The organism is Veillonella sp. AF13-2 (assembly GCF_003603295.1).
Lineage (GTDB): Bacteria > Bacillota > Negativicutes > Veillonellales > Veillonellaceae > Veillonella > Veillonella parvula_E.
In genome coordinates, this window is record NZ_QTMT01000003.1 from 90800 (window position 1) to 114576 (window position 23777).

The window sequence follows — 23777 nt, forward strand, 5'->3', positions numbered from 1 at the left end:
CATGGCACAGCAAACACTGAACGAATTATACGAAATTATTAAAAATCGCAAGGTACAGCCAAAGGCAGGTTCTTATACGAATTATTTATTCGACAATGGGCTCGATAAAATCTTGAAAAAAGTTGGTGAAGAGGCTACAGAGGTAGTAATCGCCGCAAAAAATGAAGATCCACAGGAGCTGATTTACGAAACAGCAGACGTGTTATATCACTTGCTCGTGTTATTAGCGGAGAAAAATATTCCATACGAAGCCATTGAAGCAGAGCTTGCGAGCCGTGAAGGGGTTGTTAGCAAGACTACGGATCGCCCAGAAATTACAAATTTATAATGTATATCCTATTATGAGCTCAGACATATGAGCTCTGGTGGAGTTTATATGTGTTTTTTAAGTGTTATATGAGTTATATGCGTTAAGGAATAGATAGAAAGGATAGCCTATGAAAGAGATAATTCGCACATTGAAACCTTATATACCTGAGGAGCCGGCTGAAGCGGTGAAAGAGCGCCTTGGTGTAGAGCGATTGGTGCGCTTGTCGGCGAATGAAAATCCTTACGGTACATCGCCATTGGTACGGGAGGCTATCCTTAGCTATGTAACCCATAATGATGCCAACTACTATCCGGATGGCAACGCCTCCAATTTGCGTATGAAACTCGCTGACTACTGGCAAGTACAACCTGAGCAACTCGTCATCGGCGTAGGTCTCGATGAGGTCATCGCCATGGTCAATAAAACATTGATTACCGCTGGTGACTCCATCGTAGTAAGCGTGCCAGCCTTCTCGGAATATGCCTTGAATGGCCTCGTGGAAGGTGCTGAGATCCGCGAGGTGCCAGCTGATTTTGAAACGGGACAGTATGATTTTTCTGCTCTCGTGAAAGCTGTAGATGAAACGACACGCCTCGTGTGGATTTGTAATCCTAATAATCCAACGGGTACCTATGAGTCTGTTGAAGATATCCGTAAATTTGTAGCAGCTATACCAAAGGAAACCTTGGTCATCATAGACGAGGCGTATATCGATTTTGTTACCTCCGTAGCAGTTCCTACGGCACGTGCGCTATTGGATGAATTCCCTAATGTGGCTATCATGCGTACCTTCTCGAAAGCCTATGGCCTTGCTAACTACCGTGTAGGCTACATGATGACACCTATAGAATTGGCAAATTATATGCAAACCATTCGCTTGCCGTACAATTTGAATACCTTATCTCAAGTGGCTGCAGAAGCCGCTTTCGGTGATCAAGAATTCGTGGCGAGAACGGTCTCTCAAAATGCAGAGGAACGGGCAAAATGGGAAAGCCTCTTTGATGAGCTAGGTATTCACTACTATAAGAGTGAGGCTAATTTTATTTTCTTTGCAGCGCCTGATGCAGAGGGTCTTGCAGATGCTTGGCTTAAATCAGGTTACCAAGTGCGCCGAGGTCAACGAGAAGGATGGTTACGTCTTACGATTCCCATGTCTCAAGATGGGGATATTATGCGTAAGATATTAAGAGACTTCATGAATTAATTCGTATAGAATAACATACAATTCGTAATACGTTTTGTTTAATCTTATCGTGTTTTACCCTATAGAATGGAGTTTATTATGATTGCCATTATAGATTATGATGCAGGGAATACCTTCAATGTCCAGAAAGCCTTAGCTTACATTGGTCTTGAAGCAGTGCTAACGGCAGACTCGGCGACTATATTAAATGCTGATAGTGTTCTCTTGCCAGGTGTAGGCGCATATGCACCGGCGATGGCAGTTCTAAAAGAACGTGGTTTAGTCGATGTCATCTATGAAGTAGTAAAACGTGAAATACCTTTATTAGGTATTTGTTTAGGCATGCAACTTTTATTTGAAGAATCTGAAGAATACGGCCCAACGCCCGGTTTAGGCCTTATTCCCGGTAAGGTAAAAGAAATTCCTCGCAACCTTGGCCTTAGCGTGCCTCATATGGGTTGGAATAAAAATGTAGTACACCAGCCTCATAGTGCTTTTAGCAATGTAGATGATCAATATACATATTTCGTTCATTCCTATTATGTGGATACAAATTCTGAATATATCACATCTACTGCAAATTATGGTATCGATGTACCTGGCATTGTAGAACGAGGTAGAGTATATGGAATGCAATTCCATCCTGAAAAAAGCGGTGTCGTAGGTCTAAATTTGTTGCGTACATTTGGGACTATTACAAAAACTTATAGAGCAGCAGGAGAATAGGGATATAGCTATCTTTCATTACAGATAGGAATAAGTCATTCAGTAACCAATATATCTAGGATAATAACGGCATCTCATAGGTAGAGAATGCCGTTATTATGCTTTATAGTTATACTTAACTTTCAAAATGAGAAATTAATAATTGACACCTTGTTGATTAGTTATACAATAATGTTGTAAGTACTAACATTTTAGGAAGCCATTGTGGCATGGATACGATACATAAGTTTTATCAGTAATATTCATATACTCCATGTCACGTGATTATTGGAGGTGTTTATATGGTTATGAATGGTATTTACTTAGTTATTGCCTCCGCGTGTATTCTAATTTTAGCGTACCGCTTTTATGGGGCTTTTATAGCGGCTAAGGTACTGACATTGGATCAATATCGTCCAACGCCAGCTATGGTTCACAATGATGGTCACGATTACGTGCCAACCAACAAATGGGTAACCTTTGGTCATCACTTTGCAGCAATTGCTGGTGCAGGTCCACTTGTAGGTCCTGTTATCGCAGCACAGTTTGGATATTTGCCTGGGGCATTATGGATCCTAATTGGTTCCGTATTAGCCGGTGCTGTACATGATATGGTTATCTTGTTTGCTTCCGTTCGTTACGATGGTAAATCGATTGCGGATATTGCTCGCGAAGAAATCAGTAAACTTGCTGGTTTTGGTGCTATGCTCGCTACCTTATTCCTATTGATCATTACCCTTGCTGGTATGGCTGTAGTAGTAGCTAATGCATTGCATAACTCTCCTTGGGGATTCTTCTCCGTATTTGCTACCATTCCAATCGCTATTTTTATTGGTATTTATTTGAAATGGTTGCGTCCTGGTAAAATCCAAGAGGCGACTATTATTGGGGTAGCCTTAATCTTCGCAGCTATCATCTACGGCCCAAATATAGCGGCTAGCGAATATGCATCTTGGTTCACATACGACTTGCAAACCATTGAAATTATGCTTGCTGTGTATGGTTTCTTTGCAGCTGCATTGCCAGTATGGTTGTTACTTGCTCCTCGTGACTATTTGTCCACATACCTTAAAATCGGTACAATCGGTGCATTGGCTCTTGGTATTATCATTGTAATGCCTGAAATTCAAATGCCAGCTGTAACTCCTTACATCTGGGGCGGCGGTCCTGTATTGAAAGGTTCCGTATTCCCTTACATCTTCATTACTATCGCATGTGGTGCGTTATCTGGCTTCCATACTGTTATTGCTACAGGTACAACACCTAAAATGCTTACTAATGAAAAAGAAATTTTACCTATCGGTTATGGTGCGATGTTAACAGAAGGCTTCATCGCTATGATGGCGTTGATTGCTGCCACTGCATTGCATCCAGATGATTACTTTGCGATTAACTCCACAGTTGAGTCTTTCAAAGCTTTAGGCCTTCAAGTCCATGAATTGCCAGCATTGTCTGCAATGGTTGGTGAAGACTTGATGCACCGTCCTGGTGGCGCCGTATCCCTTGCAGTAGGTATGGCTCATATCTTCTCCAGATTGCCTAACATGGCTCACTTGATGGGTTACTGGTATCACTTCTGTATCATGTTTGAAGCATTGTTCATCATGACATTAATCGATGCTGGTACTCGTGTAGGTCGTTACTTACTTCAAGAATTATTAGGTCATTTCCATCCTAAATTCAACGACCAACACTGGGCTCCTGGTGTGTATGGTTGTGCCGCTTTAATTTGTATCTTGTGGGGCTACCTAGTTCTACAAGGTAACATCGGTATTATCTGGCCTCTATTCGGCGTATCTAACCAATTATTAGGTACCATGACATTGGCCGTAGGTACTACAGTTATTATGAGACTTGGCCGCAAACGCTATGCTTGGGTAACAGGTATTCCTTGTATCTTAATGGCTATCGTGGCTATCGCTGCAGACTATGAAAATGTATTCTACAGCTATATTCCTGCTGGTAAATGGATTCTAGTAGCATTTAGTGCCGCTATGTTCCTCATGATCCTTATCGTATTAATTGAAGCTATACGTAGCTGGATTCGCTTGTCCAATATTCCTCAAGACTATCGGACTCAAGCTGAAATCGAAGCTGAAAGCCTTGTAAAATACGGTAAAGAAGTAAAAGCATAAGATTGATTATTGTAATATATAAAGTGCACTCACATTTGTGAGTGCACTTTTAATCTATAAATTTGCTGCCTTTTTTATAAAATAGTTAGGTAACGGTGCCTTGCATGCAGAATTTTCTGTGAGCAAGGCGCTTTTTGTATGGAAAAGAGTTTCTTATGGTCAATATGATTGATACAGGCAACACCACATGGGTATTGTTATTTGAACATGTTATAATAGGGCTATGAAACATTATATACGGTCTTATTGGACAAAATATAAACAATTGTATAAGAAAGGCCTAAAAGGCATTGCTGCTTTTCTTGCCATTGGAGCGATTATAGTCTTTGTACTAGCAACCATTGCTAGTCGTGGAATGGGCGTTATTTTTAATGAGGTTATGGCTCGACAAACTTTGATGCGCGGTACGGTTACTGTTGAAAGTTTATCTGCTACCCCGTGGGGGACTCTGACTTTTACAGGCCTTGTTTGGAAGGATCCAGAAGGGCATGAGTTGTTCAATGCACCAAGCGGGAAAGTCCGCGTCAATATGTGGGATGTGGTGACACGTAACTTTAAATCCTCTGCTATCAAGGGCATTGAATTAGATGATGCGGTTATAGTCATTGATTTGGACGATAATAATCGGTTGGATTTCGCGCCCATATCTCCAGATGTAAATAAACCAATTAATGAGGTAGAGCCTCGTCCAAAAGCACCTAAAAAGACCACACAAGAACGGCAAGAGGAACTAGGTAAGAAAGTACGTAACTTTAATTGGCAAGGTCAACATTTAGATCTTAAGATTACACTTAGAAATAGTCAGTTAGAGGTTTTTAATAGAAATCGCCATTATGTGATAAAGAATGTAAACTCAAAAATTGATCTTGATAGTAAGCGAGCGATTCGTATCGATATGGAGACGGGCAAATTTGGTGGTACTGCCATAGGGGATGGTCTCGTATTAAAAGGTCGTGTAGATTTAAAGGATGTTTTAAAGCATCGCATGCCTCAACTGGATCTACAATTTGATGTGAAAGGGGTGGATCCATCATCCCTAGGCTTTGGTGAGAATATTCATGATGCCATGACCTTGCTTACAAAGGTAACAGGTGATTTTAACCGTCCTTTTGCTAAAGGTCGTGTGACGATGCCTATTTTACGCATCCCCGCACTTACTTTTGAGAATGTAGTAGGAGATGTGACGTACCAAGATGGTATTTTGAATTTTGAAAACGTTAGTGCCAATGTATACAGCGGTAAATTGGAGGCTAAGGGTGTATATAATTTGGACACTCGAGCCTATACGATTACTGGTGTAGCAAAGGATTTAGACAGTAGTGTAGCCCTCAAGGCTCCTGAGTTCCTCGTGCCTGTATCGGCAAATTTGAACTTTAAAAGTGAAGGCCAACCTCGAGACATGGAGGTATGGGGGAACTTCTGGTCTGGTGAAGGGCACTATATGCTGATTCCAATTCAAAGTATTACGGGAAACTTTCACAATAAAGGGCGGCATTTATCCTTTAGCGATGTGAACGTACATACGAAAATCACCACTATTACTACGGATGCTCTGCGTATCGATGATGGACAACTTACGATGGGGCCGCTTAATATTACATCTCACGGGGGTAGTAATTTCATTCTGTATGATGAGTCATTTGATGAAATTGATGAAAATATGACTCGCATTAAAGATGATATGAAACAAGCTAGAGAAAATAGTAGGCGTGCTTCTGACTCTGCAAAGGGCATCGACAAATCTGGGCTTATAGCGCCGGACATGAAAGAATCCATGAAGGATCTGAAGCGGAGTATGGATTCGGCAAAAGATAGCTTAGATAATCTGTTAAAAAACAGTAAGTAATAAACTATATTGAGCCGTAAAGAGTAAGAAGAAACAATAAAGTAATAATATAAAGTAACAAAAATAATAAACTAGCAAAAATTATAAAAAGAAGGCAATCCATCATGGTGATGAGTTGCCTTCTTTAAGTTATAAGGTGCTAAATTATATATAGCTATACGAAAGATTTTATTATCTGTTTAATCCGTTAGAGCGTACATATTCGGTATTTTCTGTGTCTTTGGTATCTGTTTTGGTGTTAGTTCGTTTTACCGTAATAAGAGGTTTCTTTTCTTTGGTTTCCTTTTCTTCGTATGGAATTACTTTATCTCCTTGATCCGGTAAAAATGTTTCGATACCGTTTCGTTTGCCTTTTTGCGTGTTAGAATCAGTGGCCAATTGACTTTGTTGTGGAACGATATAGATTTCGTCTTTATTGATGGTTACATCATTTAACAAGAGTTTGAATGCGTTCGGACTTACATACAGAATTCCGTCTACCATACGTGCTGCAGGAAGTAAAGATTCGGATGTATCAAGGTTGATGATTTGCAGTTTACCCTTGCGCACGACTTGTTTAGAGTCTGGTTGTACTGCTAAGGTAGCAATGTTCATATCGATTAATGCCGTTTTTGTAGGGGCATCCCAAGACACTTTATAACCTAATGCTTCTGATACTTGACGTAACGCTACGAGTGGCTGACCGTCAACATAGATAACATTTGGTTTATTATCTATGGGCTCCAATAATATGCCATCAACATTGATATAATGCTGTGTCGTTACTGATGCAGGTCTCTTTAAACTTTGCGTCGGTGCAGGCGTATCCATACCGACTGCTGCCTGTGCAGGCTGTACCATTCCGCTTGTGAAAGCTAGCGCTCCAACGGCTATACCGGACAAAATCAGTTGTTTTAATTTCATGGTAACCTCCATTGTGTATAAAACGTCACGATAAATCATAATTGGTAATATAACATGGATATATGAATATTATATTATGAATTTTAATTTTATAAAACTAAAAAGAAGAAATATATTTATACTTTACAACAAAACTTTAATTATGCTATTCTGATGATACGTATTTCATGAACTTATCATGATTGGTGCTATTTGAGTATGTTTATAGGAGAGTTTCGTGAATAAAAAACACTTAGTTCTTCTGAGTTTAGGTATATATAGTCTATCTATGCCTTTAATGGTTCAGGCTACTGATCCAATTATACCTATAGCTCAACAAGAGCAATTACAACAAGACCGGGATACTCAACGAGAACGTAGCTTACGCTTAGATGAAGAGCGTGTAGAGACTGTTGCTAGTGAGCCGGCACTTATAGACGTACCTTCTGATCAGAATGGTGCGTCTTTTTATATTAAACAAATACAGTTAGATGGTATGCCTAAAGAATTATCTTTTCTAAATAAGCTTACCCACAAGTATGAGCAAAAAAATGTAACTGTATCAGATATTACTAATATTCGTAATGCCTTTCAACGTAAATTGTTGGATAAGGGGTTTGTAACATCTCAAGTCTATATTCCAGAACAAAATTTAAATGATGGAATATTACAATTGATGGTTATACCTGGTCGAGTGGAAGATATCCGTTATAGTGAGTCTTCGGCTCATGGACCTTGGCGAACTGCCTTAGTTGTACGACCTGGAGATATACTTAATATCCGTGATATTGAACAAGGTCTTGAGCAGATGAAACGTGTATCATCTCAATCCGTGACAATGAAGTTACTCCCAGGTAAAGCTATAGGTACATCTGTTATTGAGCTATCAATCAAACAAGAAAAGCCAGTATATGGATCGATTAGTATTGATAATAGTGGTCTGGAATCAACCGGGATATATCAAGGTAGCTTTACTACCTCTTTTGATCAAGTTTTTAGAGCTAATGATACATTTACTATGTCATTATCAGGTGATCTTAGTGGATCAGGTAGTATAAAAGGAACTCGTGCAGCCAGTCTTAATTATATTATACCTCATGGAAAGGATACCTTTAGTTTTAGTTTTTCTAAATCACGATATCATCAAATGATACAGTCCAATCCATATGACTTCACATATAGTGGTAAGTCAACTACTATAAAGGCAAAATGGAATCATGTTTGGTCTCGTACACAGCGTGAGAAACGTGCATTTGATATTTCTATCAGTACACGTCATAATCATCGCTTTGTTAATGATACGGAAATTCCGGTGCAAGCATTACGTACTACCTCAATGGAGTTTGGTGTTTCTAATCGTAAATATATTGGTAATGCTACCTTGTATTCTCGTTTAGGATTTCAATGGGGCATTGGTGCATTTGGTGCACAGCCCGAACATACAGCATCTGTTGCAATGGGGGGGCCTACATCTAGATATCATATGTGGCTTGCTGATGTCGATTATCGTAAGCCATTTGTTATGGGCCATCGTCCTGCATCCTTTACATCTTCATTTCATGGACAATGGGTACAAGGCGGTAAAAGGGTATATAGTGTAGACACTATAAATATTGGTAATCGGTATAGTGTCTATGGTTTTGATGGTGAATATACACTTATGGGTGATAGTGGGTGGTATTTACGTAATGAGGTAGTCTCTGTTATTCCTCATCTTAATACAGAAGTATATCTTGGTTTAGATGTAGGCGCGGTATATGGTAAAAGTGCAGAAAAATTGGTAGGTAAAGCCATTGCAGGTACTGCAATCGGTATAAGAGGTAATTATGCATCAGGTTTATTATTTGATGCATTTATCAGCACACCTTTATATAAGCCACAAGGATATCATACGAAGAAGTTTTATAGCGGTTTTACCGTAGGATATAGATTCTAATCTAAATATAATTAAGACTTAATAAGTGTTGAACTATTATTTATATAATTGGAGAGTTATATGTGTAAAACGAATCAAGAACGACGTACACTAGGGCGTAAGATTGTATCCTGGCTAAGTTTTGGGGTGTTTGTAGCATCTCAATCGATGGTACTGGCTTCGCCAATTATGCCAGATAATAATGCTGTTATTACTGAACGACCATTAGTTCAGGAAACTGCTAATCAGATACCTTTAATTAATATTACGGCACCCACTAATAAGGGCGTCTCTATGAATAAATATGAGCAATTTAATGTAGAGAAACAAGGGGCTATTTTAAATAACTCATATGTAACGAGTAAAACAGAACTTGCTGGTTATGTACAAGGTAATAGTAACATGGTGAATGGTACTGCAAAGGTTATCGTAAACCAAGTTACATCAGGTACACCGACATCTATGAATGGTTATTTAGAAGTGGCGGGGCAAAGAGCTTCAGTTGTGGTCGCAAATCCTAACGGCATTACAGTTAATGGTGGTGGGTTCCTTAATGCAGATCATGCTGTGTTAACTACAGGTAGAGCAGAATTAAATGGTGCTGGAAATTTACAAAATTACCGCGTAGAACAAGGGAAAGTTGCTATTGAAGGCAAAGGTCTTGATGGAAAAGGTGCAGATTCTGTATCTATCTTGGCAAGAACTATTAATGTAAATGCAGGGGTTTGGGCAAACAAACTTAATACTCGTACCGGACAAAATCACATTGATGCTAACAACTTAAAGGCTACAGCTTTAGAGTCTTCAACTGTTGAAACAAAACCAATGATTGGATTAGATGTGGCTGCAGTAGGTGGGATGTATGCTAATCATATTACTATGGTTGGCACTGAAGCTGGTGTAGGTGTTAATCTTAATGGTGTAGTTGCAGGGTCTCAGTCTGTTTCAGTAGATGCTAATGGTCATCTATCTGTTAATGGTACGCTTCAATCCGATACAAGTCTCGTGGCTAAAGCAAATTCTATACAGAATATAAAGACAATTGCTTCAGGTGGAAACTTGGATTTAGAAACAAAAGAGTTAATTAATGCAGGGAATATTACATCCGTTAAAAATGGACATATTAAGGTAGAAGAAACTTTAACTAACAAAAATACAATGGCAGCTGGTGCCAATACTCAAGGCGCTGTGACAGGTAATGGCTCCTTGTCTGTTGAGGCAGGTACTATTCGTAATACTGACGCAGTGATTGTATCTGGTGGTACTACTAGAATTAATAGTAAAGAAGTACATAATATAGAGAATGGTCGCATTTATGGTGGAAAAGTAGCGATACAAACTGAGGTACTGGAAAATCGTAAGAATGTGGCGTTAGAATCTAAATTAGATGCTGCTATGGCAGATATGAAAGCAGCAGAGGATAAGCTTGAAGCAGCTTATGCTATAGATACTACAGCTTTTACATCAAAAACTGAACAAGATGAATATTTGAACCGAATCAAAGAACTATCCCAAGTATATGATGAAAAGCTTAAGATTGTTAAGTTAGTACAAGAGGAATTATCTGCTCATAAAGGGAGTACTGTTGCAGGTCGAGATGATGTAACTATTGAGGCGGATTCTATCTTGAATAGAGAGAAGTCTCTTGTGTATAGTGGTGGCACTATGACATTGGATGGTCGAGACACTTTGCACAATATCGGTGGTACTATTGAGGGAATTGGAAAAGGTGTCATCCGAAGTAAAGACTACCAAAATAAGAACTCTTCCTTTACAGCAAAACGTGTTAGCCCTGAAATTGAAAAAGGTCTTTCTGGTGCAAGTAATGACGCTATGCTGACAGAGCAAGAAGATCAAATCCTGATTACAGATAAAAATCATAGTGAGCATGGTCAAGTTTTTAAAAAGTCTGAATTTACTTCTTTAAATAGTGGCTATGGCGCACTCCATAGTTACGGAAAATCCCCAATGCCAATATATGAGGCTGCAGAATATGTTACGGTAGAACAAATTACGCCAGAAGAGCAAGCGGCAGGTGAAGAGTTAATTCCAGCAGAATATATTGGTACACAAGTACCTTCGTACGCTTATGATGATCCTATTTTTAAAGAGTTTGGCATTACATCTATGACAACAGAGCGCCCACTAACGTCAGGTCCTGAACAAGAAGCGTGGGATGCACAATATAAGCCAATTTTAGCTTCATTAAATGAAAAAATTAAAGCTCATAATGCAAAGGCTGAATTACATAACCAAAAAATTTCCGGAGTAGCTAATGAAAAAATAGACAATTATACTATTATTCGAAATAAAACAATGACCTCTAAAGAAGAGGTGAAAAATAGTACGCCAGGTGTTGTGCGCTTTGGTGGGGATCTGTCATTCACGGGAAATGGTACTAATGAAAATAGTCAAATGGTTGTAGGTGGTACATTAACTACTACGGGTGCTATTGATCAAGTAGCAAAAGAAAATCAAGAAGTGACTAATACATTTGGTACTACAGAAGCTTCATATACCTATAAAAGAAGATGGCCACATAAATCTAGACGAAGAGGTTATAAGGGTCAAGTATTTATGACTCCACAAGTAAATAAAGAAAATCCAATATCACTTGGGGTGGCTAAGAAAGAAGACAAAAATGGTAAGGCAAAAGGTGAGGTAGGGGATAATCACCGTAAAGAGGTACAAGACTTCTTAAATCCATTTGCACAAGATAGCAGCAATGATGCATCTAAACCAACTGCAGGAACTAATATTTTGGCATTGCCTACAGAATCTTTGTATAGAATACATCCTGAAAGCACTGCTAACTATGTAGTTGAAACAGATCCGCAATTTACGAATAAAAAAGCCTTTTTATCTTCCGATTATATGTATCGAGAGATGAAAACAAAGCCTGAAAATATCGAAAAACGACTAGGTGATGGTTTGTATGAGCAGACCTTGGTTAGACAGCAGATTGTATTTGGAACAGGGTATAGATTCCTTGATGGGTATACAGATGACGAAAGTCAATTTAAAGCGCTCATGGATGCCGGTATTGTCTATGCTAAACAACACGGTATTGCTCCAGGTGTAGCACTGACAGCAGAACAAGCAGCTAGTTTAACTAGTGATATGGTCTGGCTTGTAAAAGATATTGTTATGGTAGAGGGAAAACCTGTTGAGGTGATCTATCCTAAGGTATACCTTAAACAAAGCAATGGTTTACAGTTACATACTGATGGAACACTAATAAGTGCTAATACATTGGTTATGAATGCAAAGAAACGTATTCATAATGAAGGTGTTATTCAGGGTAAAACAGTAGTTCTCGCATCTAATCAAGATATTATTAATAACGGTCATATTAATGCAGACAAAGTTGGTTTGCAATCGGATACAACTATTTACCAACAAGGTCAAATTGTTGGTCGTGATGCTGTAGGATTACAAGCAAAAGAGAATATCACTTTTAACAATTCTATTGAGCATTTAACAAACCAAGATGTTTTACATAAAACGGCGGGTATTGCTATAAGCGGTGATACAGGCGTTATGATCGTATCTGCTGGCAATGACGTAAACCTAGGTGGTGCAACTATTGAAGCATTAGGTAAAGAAGGGGCTATCACTATTACCGCTGGACATGATATTAATAGTACTACAGATATTCTTACTGCTAAAAAAGATATGACTCAAGATGGGGATAATTATTTACGAACCTATCGTCAAACTGAACTAGGAACGACAATAGAGGCTGGTGGAAATGTATCTATTGGCGCCAAAAATGATATTAAGGCTCGTAATTTGACTGTTAGCAGTGATTCTGGGGCGGTAAAAGTAATTGGTGAAAATGATGTATCCATTGAAAATGGCTATAGCGAGTCTAAAGATGCATTTGCGTTAAAATACAAAGAAAAAGGCCTCCTTAATAAAAAGGAGACTAAAATCAAAACAAATGATGAATCTACAAATGCATTAATGAGTACAGTCAGTGGTCATACTGTAGTGGTAGGTGCTAATAACGATGTGACACTTACATCTTCTAATATCGTGAGTACCGCAGGAACATCTGTATTAGCAGGTCATGATGTAATAACGGATGCAGCGGCAAAGCATACTCTAAGTACCGCATCTAAAGATGTAAAAAAATCTGGTATTATGGGTGCTGGTATGGGTATCATGATTGGTAAAAAACAATCGAAAGATAACTATTATATCGATGAAACTACTCATAAAGCCACAACTTTAGGATCCACAAATGGAGAAGTTACTGTACAAGCGGGTGGCACAGTTCATTTGACCACGACGAATGCAGTAGGGAAAAATGGCGTTGTCATTTTAGGGCAAGATATTATATTAGATGGTAAAGATGACTTGTATAAACAAGAGGAGCGTCATGAACGTAAGTCTTCAGGGTTAACTGTAAGTTTAGGTGGCAGTGTTGTTGAAAAAATAGATAGTGCTGTAAAAAAACAACACAGTGCATCTGATAGAAGAAACAGTCGCTTTAAATCATTAGAAGGCAAACAGTCTATGGATCGATTGCTCTCTGCTATTGGCGAAGCAAAGCAAATTGTTGATAGAAGTTATAATGGCCAAATGAGAGCTATTAATTCACAATTGGAACGTGTCAATGCTGATATAGTCAATACACCAGAAACTGACGCAACTAAGTTAGCAGAGCTTAAAGCTAAACAAGAGTTTTTACTGAAAAGACGAAGTACTTTAGAAGAAAATAAAAGTGTTGTTGATAAAGCTACTGATAAAGCCATTGATAGAGCTATTAATGTACAAATAGGTATTGGATCTAGTAAAAGTGTAGCTGAATCGAAGTTAGAACGTCATACGTATTCTAGTGGGACTATTGACTCTGATGGAACTGTTTTGATTCATGCTAATAGTGCAGATTCAATTAAAGGTAATATTACTGCAATTGGCGAGCAAATCAAAGGGAAGAATGTACAATTAGCTGCTTCCAATACTATCAATCTAGAGGCCGGTTCAAATACGCAACGTGTTGAAACAAATAGTAAGTCTAGTGGCTGGAATGTTTCTGCTAATATTGGTATGAGAACTGGAGGGCTCGTAGGTTGGTCGGCATCCGCTTATAAAGGGACAGAAAATGGCATAGAAGATACTACTACTCATACAGGGACACATGTTGTAGGTACTAATAACGTATCTATTGAAAGTGGCAGTAATACGAACCTTATTGGGTCTACTGTTTCTGGGCGAGGTGTAACGGCGAAAGTAGGTAATAATCTCACTGTAGAAAGCTTACAAGACAGTCAGATTTATCATGAAACATCCAAGAATAAGGGGATATCTATATCTGGTGCAAACTTTATATCTCAACCTACGATTAATGGTGTTAATGTAAAAGGCAATATTGATAGTACTTATAAAAGTGTTACAGATCAATCGGGTATACATGCAGGTAATGATGGTGTGAATATTACTGTTGGCAATACGACAACATTAAAAGGTGCTATTATAACTAGTAAAGCTACACCTGAAAAAAATAAGATGTCTACCAAATCTCTAGTTATGGAAGACATTCATAATGAAGCGTCTTATAAGGCTAAGAAATCTGGTATAGCAATGAATACATCTGGATTGACAGCAAAAGGTATTCTCGGTAAAATCAACCCATTGGGACTATCTCCAGTAGTTTCTATTCCAGTATCAGATGAGGCCCAATCTACTACAAAATCTGCTATTAGTGATGCTATATTGGTAGAAGTAGAGGGTAAACCACTTACTGCTATTAACAGAGATACTGAACATGCACTCAATAGTATTAAACCAATATTTGATAAGGCTGATGTAAAAGAACGTATGGAATACGTTAATGCTGTATCTGATGAGGGCTTCAAGTTAATTGGGGATATTGCAATGAAGCAAGTTCAGAAGTATGAGGAAAAAGTCGCTAATACTTCTGATGAAGCTCTAAAAAAACGATATCAAAAAGAAGCTGATAAATGGAAAGATGGTGGCATTTATAAAGTTGCCTTACATGGTGGTTTTGGTGCAGTAGTCTCTAATATGGCTGGAGGCTCCAGTTTAGACGGTTTTGCAACTGCTAGTGCTAATGAGATAATGGTGGGGGCTATTGCTAAGGAAGTAGCTAAACATCCTAATAGTACAATAAATGCTGATGGTAAATATGTTGATAACTCTGATGTATATAAAATTGCTAGTGCGGTTTTAGGTAAAACAGTTTCACACTCTTCGTTAGGAACTGGTATTTCACTATCTGCTACAACAAGTAATTATTTAACTCATGAGCAAGGAAAACAGTATGAGTATGAGCTTTCTTTGGCTAAGAGTGAAAAGGAACGTAAACTAGTAATTCAAAAATGGAAAGCTATTGATGAAAAACAAGAAGCTGATTATATTAGTCAAGAGAAAAGTATATTTAAAAAATATTTTAATACAATATCGGACTTAATTGATTTTAATATCTATCTTCCGTATAAACGAGAGCGTAACAGATATAATATTAGTCTTGATCGTGCATTCTCTTTAGATTCTAATACTGGTAAGCTTAAGAAGGCGATGGTAAAAGTAATATCATTACCTTTGAAAGAGGAAAGTTCTTTTGCTGAGCGAATACAAAATGAGAAAAATATATTCGCTTTAAATCGGGCTGAAATAATAAGTAAAATAGAGGGCTTTAAAGCTGGATCTGATGAATTTGATGAAAATACTTTATATCATTATAATCGGATACGAGTAGGAGAAGATAAACTCTTATCACATATTTTAAAAAGTACTGATGTTACAAGAGGTGTTTTGGATAGCTTTACTGAAGATGGTTTTTCAGCATTTGAACGTTCTTTAGGAATCACTCCTAGTTACAACCAATATTATTACGGTGGTAAATTATTAGGAGATGGGATAGGTGTTGTTGGTGGTGGTATTACTGCTGGCACAGGTGTTATAGAGACGGGGATATTTACAGCTGGCGGAGTAACAGCTGTTGCTACGCCGGTATCTGTGACACAAATAATGGCAGGTAGTACACTAGCAGTTCATTCAGCTAATAATTTTGAAAAGAATCTTACGCTGTTTGCAAAGCATAATAGAGAGAAGCCAGAAATATCCACCAAATTTAACTTTGATGAAGAAGCCCCTTATATTAGGGAAAATCGTCTGCCTAAAGATTCTGAAACTATTTTATCAGATGGTACATTTGATAAAATAGGTAAAGTCGAACCTCATGGTGCTCAGGTTTATAAAAAAGATAAAAAATATTATTATAGAGATACACTTCACTTTGGAAAGAAAGCACATTTAGAAGTATTTGATAGAAAAGGTAATCATTTAGGAGAAGCAGATCCTTTGACGGGGGAAATAAAGCCACATTCTGCTGATTCTAAAAAGAAACTTAGTAAGGAATATAGATGATAGAATTAGAACCTATTAAACAGATAAAAAGTCCAAGTTCAGAAAATGTTATAATTTTTGCTTTGCGATGTGCAAATTATATAATTATAAATGATAAACTTAATGGTCTAATTATTTTGGACATGGATTGGAGCGAAGTTAATAGAATTTATATAGGCGAACAATTATTACTTATTGAAGCTATATATACAGATATGCTGAAAAACAGAATTGTATTTAAATTAGAGTCGTCTTTATGCTTTGTAGATATTGATACACATTTTGTTAAGTTAATACCTATTCCTAATAATATTAAGGAATTCTATTTTTATCAATTATACAAATTTAATGATGACATAATTTTAATGCATACCAATAAAGGGGTAGTATCTTTGTCATTGGTTGATTATTCTGTTCATATTATAAATGAAGTAGCAGAATATGATGAAAAATTTGCATACGTTATTTATGAAAGTGAAACAAAAGAGTCCTATTCTCATAATGGAAAATTAGTTTGTTTGGATACAGATAATATAACTATATTAGATTATTTTAAAAAGGTTCAGATTAAAAACCCTATTTCTGTCCCGTATTTTGATGTATCTGTGACGGATAGATATGGTTTAGCTATTGGAGAGGAACAATTACAGATTTTTAACCTATATGGAGATATAAAAAGTTGGATATTATCATATAAAAGACCGTGGTATGGTGAGCGGGCTGATATAGTTGGAAAAGATGATGGACTCCATTTATATGTTATAACTCGTAATGATTTGGACGAATTAACAAGTCTTTCAGAGTATTTAATTCCGTTTGATAAGATGCCTAATCATATAATTTTAATATAAGTGTTAGCAAATTATTGAGGTGAAAATATTTTTAAAATATTTAATTTAATCTTTTGGGTTGGAATGATTTTTTTCCTAGGAGGCATTACATTAATGCTTGTTATGGATCCTGAGGTTACTAGTGACGAGTTTTGGATATATTTCTATGGTAGTGCTTATATTATTAGTGGAATATTTATGTTGGGATGGTACTTTATATATAAGCTCTTAAAAAAATGATTATATTTGAATTAATCTTAAGGTCATGATCATTTAAACCCGATAGGACGTTATAGTCTAAACTTCAGTGATAAGTATTACTGAATGATTTAGAACTATAGCGTCCTTTTACTATCTTGGCACTCTTATCATAGCCGATATATGGTGTTAAGGATGTGGCAATCATGATGGATTATTCTAATTTTTATTATATAAATTTATATAAAATTTGTGATATATTAGAGTTAAAATTTTAGTTGTGTTGTAAACGAGTGGTTTTAATGATAGGAATACTCATATGTTATTTTTAAAAATTTATAATTATTTTGTCAGGGGCGTTGTACTTTTCTTTCTTATAATTATTCCTTTTACTATTGTTACAAATCCTGAAATGATCGAGGATGAAGTCGATTTACTGTATATATTGTAATCCTTTTGATCTATGTAGTATGGACTTATATTTATAACTATTTAAGTCGTAAAAGGAGTTAGTGTTTGTGCATATTCATTTACCCTTAGTTTTCGTAGTCATCTTTTATTCGGCAATTGTTCTCTATTGGATCATATATAAAATACTCTTAAGAAAAAAAACTTTCACCATTACTAGTATCTTTAATTGCTAATTCTAATTATGGTTTTATTAAAGTCATCTCTTGGGCGATAATTATTACATACCCCTTCATGCTATTTAGCATGTTTTATTTCTTAGATTACATAGCTGTGCCAATTGTTATGGCTTGGTTTTTACAATCTGTTTTAGTTGCAGCTACCCTATTCAGGCAGCCATCACACAGTCGTTATTAAGATTGGGCTAGAAAGAAACAGATGTATGTAGTGTGGATTGTATTTTTTTATTTCTTAGCGGCGCTAGGTATATTGAAATTCTATGATTTTTTGTAGTGTTTAAGTTGTAAAGAAAAAGTATATTCCCGTTATTGAGAATCAAGGGAAAAGTAAGAATGTCTGCTAACAATAAAAATTTTTAAAGCTGTATATATGTTTTTTGTTCTATCAATTAATTACATATATAGAAGCGTAATTATAATGAGGCGGAACCTCTTATAGAATACATTTTAGAAAATAAGAACTAGAATTTCTTATGGTATAATTAAGTATCACATGAATTATTTCTTATATCGTATTATAGAAAGAGGTTCCTTATGGCATCCGGCAGATCTGAAAAAGAGTTACAAGGGGTAACGATGTTAGGTCACAAGACCGATTATCCTACTGATTATGCGCCACAGGTGTTAGAGGCGTTTGATAATAAACACCCTGATAATGACTATTTCGTTAAGTTTAATTGCCCTGAGTTTACTAGCTTGTGTCCTATGACAGGTCAACCAGACTTTGCGACAATCTATATTTCTTATGTTCCAGATAAGAAAATGGTAGAGTCCAAGTCTTTGAAGTTGTATCTGTTTAGTTTCCGCAATCATGGGGACTTTCACGAGGACTGCATCAACATTATCATGAAAGATCTTGTGAAGTTGATGGATCCTAAATATATCGAGGTGTGGGGCAAGTTTACGCCGCGCGGTGGTTTGTCCATCGATCCATACGCAAACTATGGCAAGCCTGGTACAGAGTGGGAAAAGACTGCAAAAGAGCGCCTTCATTTCCACGACATGCAGCCTGAGCGTGTAGCATACCGTTAATATGGCATACGAATATTTAACAATGGTCACATCCTTTATTACTTGTTTTATGATTGGTGTGACCTTGTCTTTACAACCTGCATCGATAATCGTAGGGACTCACACTCATTTAAGAGAACAAAGTAAATGGACTCGCTGGAACGGATATATCATTTTTGTGTTGCTCCTATTTGTGCTAGATATGCTTGTAACAAATGGTATATATATTGCGTTTCACGATGTGTATGGTAATCTCTTTAACATTGGTTATCTTGATTTCGATCTGATGGACATGTTCTTTAGTGAAAGCTTTCAAATAGGTGTTATTCTAGTCTTTTCGCTCATATTGTTTCAAGTATTAGGGCTCGTTGATTTAGCTCATGGAGAACGGGATTTATCCTTTTATTATGACCAAGTAGATGCAGGTAAACATAAGCCTTCTTGGATGGAGCGGTACATGGGGAGTCAAAGAGGCTCTCTTGGAGCGAGCTTGGTGGGCTTGCTTTATATGCTGAGAATGACGATAAAAACAATGTGGCCTTATATCGTGTGTCTAGTGTGGTTTAAAATCCTAGCCATACTTGTAAATGTACTAGTGTCTCCGAGTATTAACCGAATTATGCATGCTGATAATGAATTGACGACCCTAATCATTTTCGACCCATATATTATCACCTATGTAGTTGCTGGTTTCTTATGGGGTCATGTAGCGTTACATCATGATGTAACTAAAGTATCGCATTTAGCTAGTAGTATGGCTATATCTCTTATCCCTCGTCTTACAGTCTTGGTAGGAGCAATTTTCTTTATTGGATTGGCCCTCATCATTATAATGGTACCCATCACATGGGATGGGGTACTTGACGCACTTACAACAAAATAGATAAAGCTAGTTATTTCCTGTATTTTTAGGGTTTTAAAAGTCGTTCTCATTCTCTTGACAATGAAATGATTCAAATGTTAGAGTATGGTTGTATTAATTGGAATACATAAACGGTTATACCCCGTATATGGTGAATAACAAGGTGCAATATAATATCGTCCTTGGGATGTTCCTAAGGGCGATTTTTATCATCTATCGCTAGAGGGAGGATTAGATGAGTATAGTAACAAGCCAAACAATTGAACTTATTGGTAAAACACCGATATATCAATTGCCAAATACCAATATTTATGTAAAGCTTGAAAAATATAATGTAGGTGGTTCTGTAAAAGACCGTGCCGTACTCGGTATGTTACAAGCTGCAAAAGAGCAAGGTCGCATCCATGAGGATAGCATCATTGTAGAAGCCACAAGTGGTAATACGGGGATCGCTCTTGCTATGGTAGGCGCTATTCTACATATTAAAACAGTGATTATCATGCCTGAAAGTATGAGTAAAGAACGCCGTGAGCTTATCAAGGCGTATGGGGCGCAGCTCATCTTAACACCAAAAGAAACAGGTATGAAGGGGGCTCTTGAGCGGGCCAATGAAATTTTAGAGAAGTATCCAAATGCTTTCACCTTGGGCCAATTCGTAAATCCTGCAAACCCAGATATGCATTACCGCACGACGGGTACTGAAATTGTAGAACAAGTGCCGAATGTCGATGTATTTGTAGCGGGTATCGGCACGGGTGGTACTTTCACAGGCGTTACGAGACGATTGAAAGAACATAATCCTAATCTAAAAGCCATTGCTGTAGAGCCAACGGGATCTCCTGCTATTACCGAAGGTAAGGGCGGCCCTCACAAAATACAAGGTATTGGGGCTGGTTTCATTCCTGAAAACTTTGACCAAATATTGATGGATGGCGTGCAAACGGTAAGTGACGAAGAAGCTTTTAGCGAGGTGCAAACCTTTATGCGTGAAAGTGGTATCTCTATTGGCCTTTCCGCGGGGGCGGCCATTGTAGCGGCAAAACGCATGGCTCGTGAGTTACCTAAGGCGAATATCGTTGTTATTGCACCTGATGGGGTAGAGAAATATTTATCCCTCTTGGACTTTGGCAACAACGAATACGTTAAATAATAGATTTCAAATAGATACAATACTGAATTTTAGATTGGTAAAAGAATAGGTTCTATATAGATATAAAGCCTTATATATAGGAATATAGACCAAATATGTTGTATACTAGATATATCTATATTTTTGTAGAATGTTAAGTAGAGTTATTTGAGATGGAGTCACTATGATGCAAGGTTTGCGCAAATTATGGGGCAAAATTCAATATAATATTAAGCGCGTAATGGATTCTGACCCAGCTGCCACAAGTGTATGGATGGTTATATGGACATATCCTCATATTACGGCTTTGTTCTGGCACTTCTTTGCCCACCGTTTATATAAGGCGGGGTGGCCCATCTTGGCTCGTCGTGTGGCTCTCCATTCTCGGCATGTGACGGGCATTGAAATCCATCCAGGTGCGACGATTGGTCGCGGTCTCTTTATCGATCACGGTATGGGGGTTGTTATTGGTGAAACGGCTATTGTAGGCGATAATGTAACCTTGTTCCATCAAGTAACACTAGGTGGGATGTCTTCTAAAAAGGTAAAGCGCCATCCGACCATTGAAGATGATGTACTCATCGGTACGGGTACAAAAATCTTAGGGGATATTACGATTGGGGCGCGCACGAAGATCGGTTGTAATCTCGTTATTAAACATGATATTCCTAAGGATATGGTAATCTTTGAAACAGATCCAGAAAATATGTATGTCCGTAAACCTAGTCGTAATGCAACTGCTGCACAAGCAGAGGAGAAGAAAATTCCTGATAATTACATAGAATACTATATTTAATATAAAAATGTATTTAATATATACTCATTTTAATATAGAGTCATATTGAATATAGAATCATACAAGCCTCTAATTATTAGATTAACTAGTAGTTAGAGGTTTTTATGATTCGTAGAAATATGATTCTATGAATTATTGGATTTAGATTTGGTATGGATTGTATTGTATTGGATTGGATTGGGGATATGTTTGATTTAGTATGGTTATAATGTTTTCATTAAACTTTTATACAAAAATATCTATTCATATATTGACATGGAAAATCATTATTGGTAAAATATAAATATAATCAATATTGATTATAAATTAAATAAACGAATTGATGGCGTAGAAGCCAACTGTGTTTGTTCTGCTTTTAGAATAAACTATAATTGAGAATTAAGTGAAAAAAGGAGTTTTATTATGAAAAACGTACAACAAGTAAATCAATATTTAGCAGATCTTTCCGTATGGAATGTAAAATTACATAACCTACACTTCAATGTAACTGGTCCGCAATTCAAATCTATTCATGAATACTTGGAATCCATTTATGATGAAGCCTTTGAATACTTTGATGCCGTAGCAGAACATGTGAAAATGCAAGGTCAATTTCCGTTGGTAAATTCTGCAGAATACGCAAAATTGACTAAAATCGAAGAATTGGGACAAGAAGACATTCCTCAAGCAAAGGTAATTGATATCCTTCTTAAGGATTTTAAATACATGAATGATCAAGCTGTAGCAATTCGTGCAGCAGCTGATGAAGAAGGTGATTTCTTGCTCGTAAGCATGATGGAAGATCACGTTGCATACTATGTAAAACAGATCTGGTTCATCGAATCTATGCTGAAATAAGACGATTGACAATGCCTTATTGGGTATGATATGATTACCCAGTAAAGCATGGAGGATTACTCAAGAGGCTGAAGAGGACGGTTTGCTAAATCGTTAGGGCGGGTTACCGTCGCTAGGGTTCGAATCCCTAATCCTCCGCCATGTAAAGACCTCACATCACTCGATGTGGGGTCTTTTTGTATAATATAGTGATTTATTATATTATTTATATAGGCCTAATTTGTGAGGATTCGAGTGAGTCCAAGGCCTTATTAGTATTGAATGACACAGGTGTGTAAGGTTATAGAGTTGACGTATGTCTAGGGGTTTCATATAATAGATTGTATAAAATGTAATTTTAAGGAGACTCTTATGAATACAAAACATACACGTCAAATGAATCGTATCCGTCGAGCGTTAGGCATTAGTGCATTATGCCTTGTTGCGTCTGTTGGGTTTAGTCATGCTGAAAGTATTGCCATCCCAAGTGCACGTCCTATGGTGGATGGCGTAAGTGCTGATGTAGAGGCTGTTAGTAGTTCTAGTAAAGGACAACAGCATGTGAACTCAGATGTTATTACGCCTAATGATTGGACATATACAGCGTTACAAAGGCTCATTAAACATGGTGCTATTACAGATACTCACGGATTTACTTTTGATGGTGCTAGCTACACAAAGGATGAGCTTATGCCGCTTATCGATGAGGTAGTCACAAAACGTGAGCAAATGAACGACAATGATCGAGAGTATACATTGCGTATTTACCAAGAAAATATGCGTGATGTAATGGATTACCGTATTGCTCGCGATAAAAAAGCTACTGATGAGCGCCGTCAAAAACAAGATGAAAAGCGTGCTGAAAGGGCTAAAAAATCTGGTAAGACCTATCAAGTATCCAAGGATCAACAAGAGGCCTTTGATAAGGCTGGCGATGAAGTAGCAAAACCGGAAGAACGGGCTTTAACAGATGAACAGATCAAAGATAAAATGAAGAAATTTAAAATTGATGATTCTCGCGTTAAGGTAAATAATCAAGTGCGTATTCGTTACGCTGATTCCAAGGATAAAAAGTCTAAAACAGATGCTCGTATGCAGACGGAGATGACGTTCACTCTATAACTCTTGGTAAGGG

Annotated in this window: 15 protein-coding genes and 1 tRNA gene; 15 read left to right on the plus strand and 1 reads right to left on the minus strand. The window is 37.3% G+C overall.

Translation table 11 applies throughout. The annotated features are described in order from the left end of the window. Position 1: 1 nt before the first annotated feature. The 5 genes from hisE (at position 2) to DWV85_RS06345 (ending at position 6179) form a co-directional block, all read left to right on the plus strand. On the plus strand, positions 2 to 328 hold the full coding sequence (gene hisE, locus DWV85_RS06325; protein WP_123138335.1) for a phosphoribosyl-ATP diphosphatase: 327 nt from the start codon (positions 2 to 4) through the stop codon (positions 326 to 328). A 109-nt stretch (positions 329 to 437) separates the two neighbouring features. Then, a complete protein-coding gene (gene hisC / locus DWV85_RS06330) occupies positions 438 to 1514 on the plus strand; it encodes a histidinol-phosphate transaminase (RefSeq protein ID WP_123138336.1) in 1077 nt (358 codons plus the stop codon). A gap of 78 nt (positions 1515 to 1592) precedes the next feature. Continuing rightward, positions 1593 to 2219 (plus strand): imidazole glycerol phosphate synthase subunit HisH, encoded by a 627-nt coding sequence (hisH, locus tag DWV85_RS06335; protein WP_123138337.1) that lies wholly within the window; start codon positions 1593 to 1595, stop codon positions 2217 to 2219. Positions 2220 to 2500: 281 nt separating this feature from the next. Continuing rightward, entirely contained in the window at positions 2501 to 4333 is a 1833-nt protein-coding gene (locus DWV85_RS06340; protein WP_123138338.1) for a carbon starvation protein A, read from the plus strand. A gap of 223 nt (positions 4334 to 4556) precedes the next feature. Then, positions 4557 to 6179, plus strand: a complete 1623-nt coding sequence (locus tag DWV85_RS06345; RefSeq protein WP_123138339.1) for a membrane biogenesis protein AsmA — start codon at positions 4557 to 4559, stop codon at positions 6177 to 6179. 171 nt (positions 6180 to 6350) lie between these two features. Here the strand turns inward: DWV85_RS06345 and DWV85_RS06350 are convergent, their stop codons facing one another. Then, entirely contained in the window at positions 6351 to 7082 is a 732-nt protein-coding gene (locus DWV85_RS06350; protein ID WP_123138340.1) for a copper amine oxidase N-terminal domain-containing protein, read from the minus strand. Between the two features lie 217 nt (positions 7083 to 7299). Here DWV85_RS06350 and DWV85_RS06355 point away from each other — a divergent pair, with 217 nt between their 5' ends. From DWV85_RS06355 to DWV85_RS06415, 10 genes are all read left to right on the plus strand, one after another. Continuing rightward, positions 7300 to 8997, plus strand: coding sequence for a ShlB/FhaC/HecB family hemolysin secretion/activation protein (locus tag DWV85_RS06355; protein WP_123138341.1), 1698 nt, complete (start codon positions 7300 to 7302; stop codon positions 8995 to 8997). A 60-nt stretch (positions 8998 to 9057) separates the two neighbouring features. Then, positions 9058 to 16374, plus strand: coding sequence for a hemagglutinin repeat-containing protein (locus DWV85_RS06360; protein ID WP_243632538.1), 7317 nt, complete (start codon positions 9058 to 9060; stop codon positions 16372 to 16374). Next, positions 16371 to 17204 carry a hypothetical protein gene (locus tag DWV85_RS06370; RefSeq protein ID WP_123138342.1) on the plus strand — a complete coding sequence of 278 codons (834 nt, stop codon included), beginning with the start codon at positions 16371 to 16373 and terminating at the stop codon, positions 17202 to 17204. The genes DWV85_RS06360 and DWV85_RS06370 overlap by 4 nt, the downstream gene beginning before the upstream one ends. Before the next feature lie 1358 nt (positions 17205 to 18562). Continuing rightward, positions 18563 to 19060: a preQ(1) synthase gene (gene queF / locus DWV85_RS06385; protein WP_004697960.1), complete on the plus strand. Its 498-nt coding sequence runs from the start codon at positions 18563 to 18565 to the stop codon at positions 19058 to 19060. Between the two features lies 1 nt (position 19061). Further along, positions 19062 to 19922 carry a hypothetical protein gene (locus tag DWV85_RS06390; protein WP_123138343.1) on the plus strand — a complete coding sequence of 287 codons (861 nt, stop codon included), beginning with the start codon at positions 19062 to 19064 and terminating at the stop codon, positions 19920 to 19922. A 214-nt stretch (positions 19923 to 20136) separates the two neighbouring features. Continuing rightward, positions 20137 to 21051, plus strand: a complete 915-nt coding sequence (gene cysK / locus DWV85_RS06395; protein ID WP_123138344.1) for a cysteine synthase A — start codon at positions 20137 to 20139, stop codon at positions 21049 to 21051. 163 nt (positions 21052 to 21214) lie between these two features. Further along, complete coding sequence (epsC, locus tag DWV85_RS06400) at positions 21215 to 21826, plus strand: serine O-acetyltransferase EpsC (RefSeq protein ID WP_120055854.1); 612 nt, start codon at positions 21215 to 21217, stop codon at positions 21824 to 21826. A gap of 402 nt (positions 21827 to 22228) precedes the next feature. Next, positions 22229 to 22663, plus strand: a complete 435-nt coding sequence (locus DWV85_RS06405; RefSeq protein WP_004697769.1) for a DNA starvation/stationary phase protection protein — start codon at positions 22229 to 22231, stop codon at positions 22661 to 22663. A gap of 50 nt (positions 22664 to 22713) precedes the next feature. Next, positions 22714 to 22804: transfer RNA gene (locus DWV85_RS06410), tRNA-Ser, on the plus strand. A 210-nt stretch (positions 22805 to 23014) separates the two neighbouring features. Beyond that, positions 23015 to 23764, plus strand: a complete 750-nt coding sequence (locus DWV85_RS06415; protein WP_123138345.1) for a hypothetical protein — start codon at positions 23015 to 23017, stop codon at positions 23762 to 23764. The last annotated feature ends 13 nt before the right edge of the window (positions 23765 to 23777 follow it).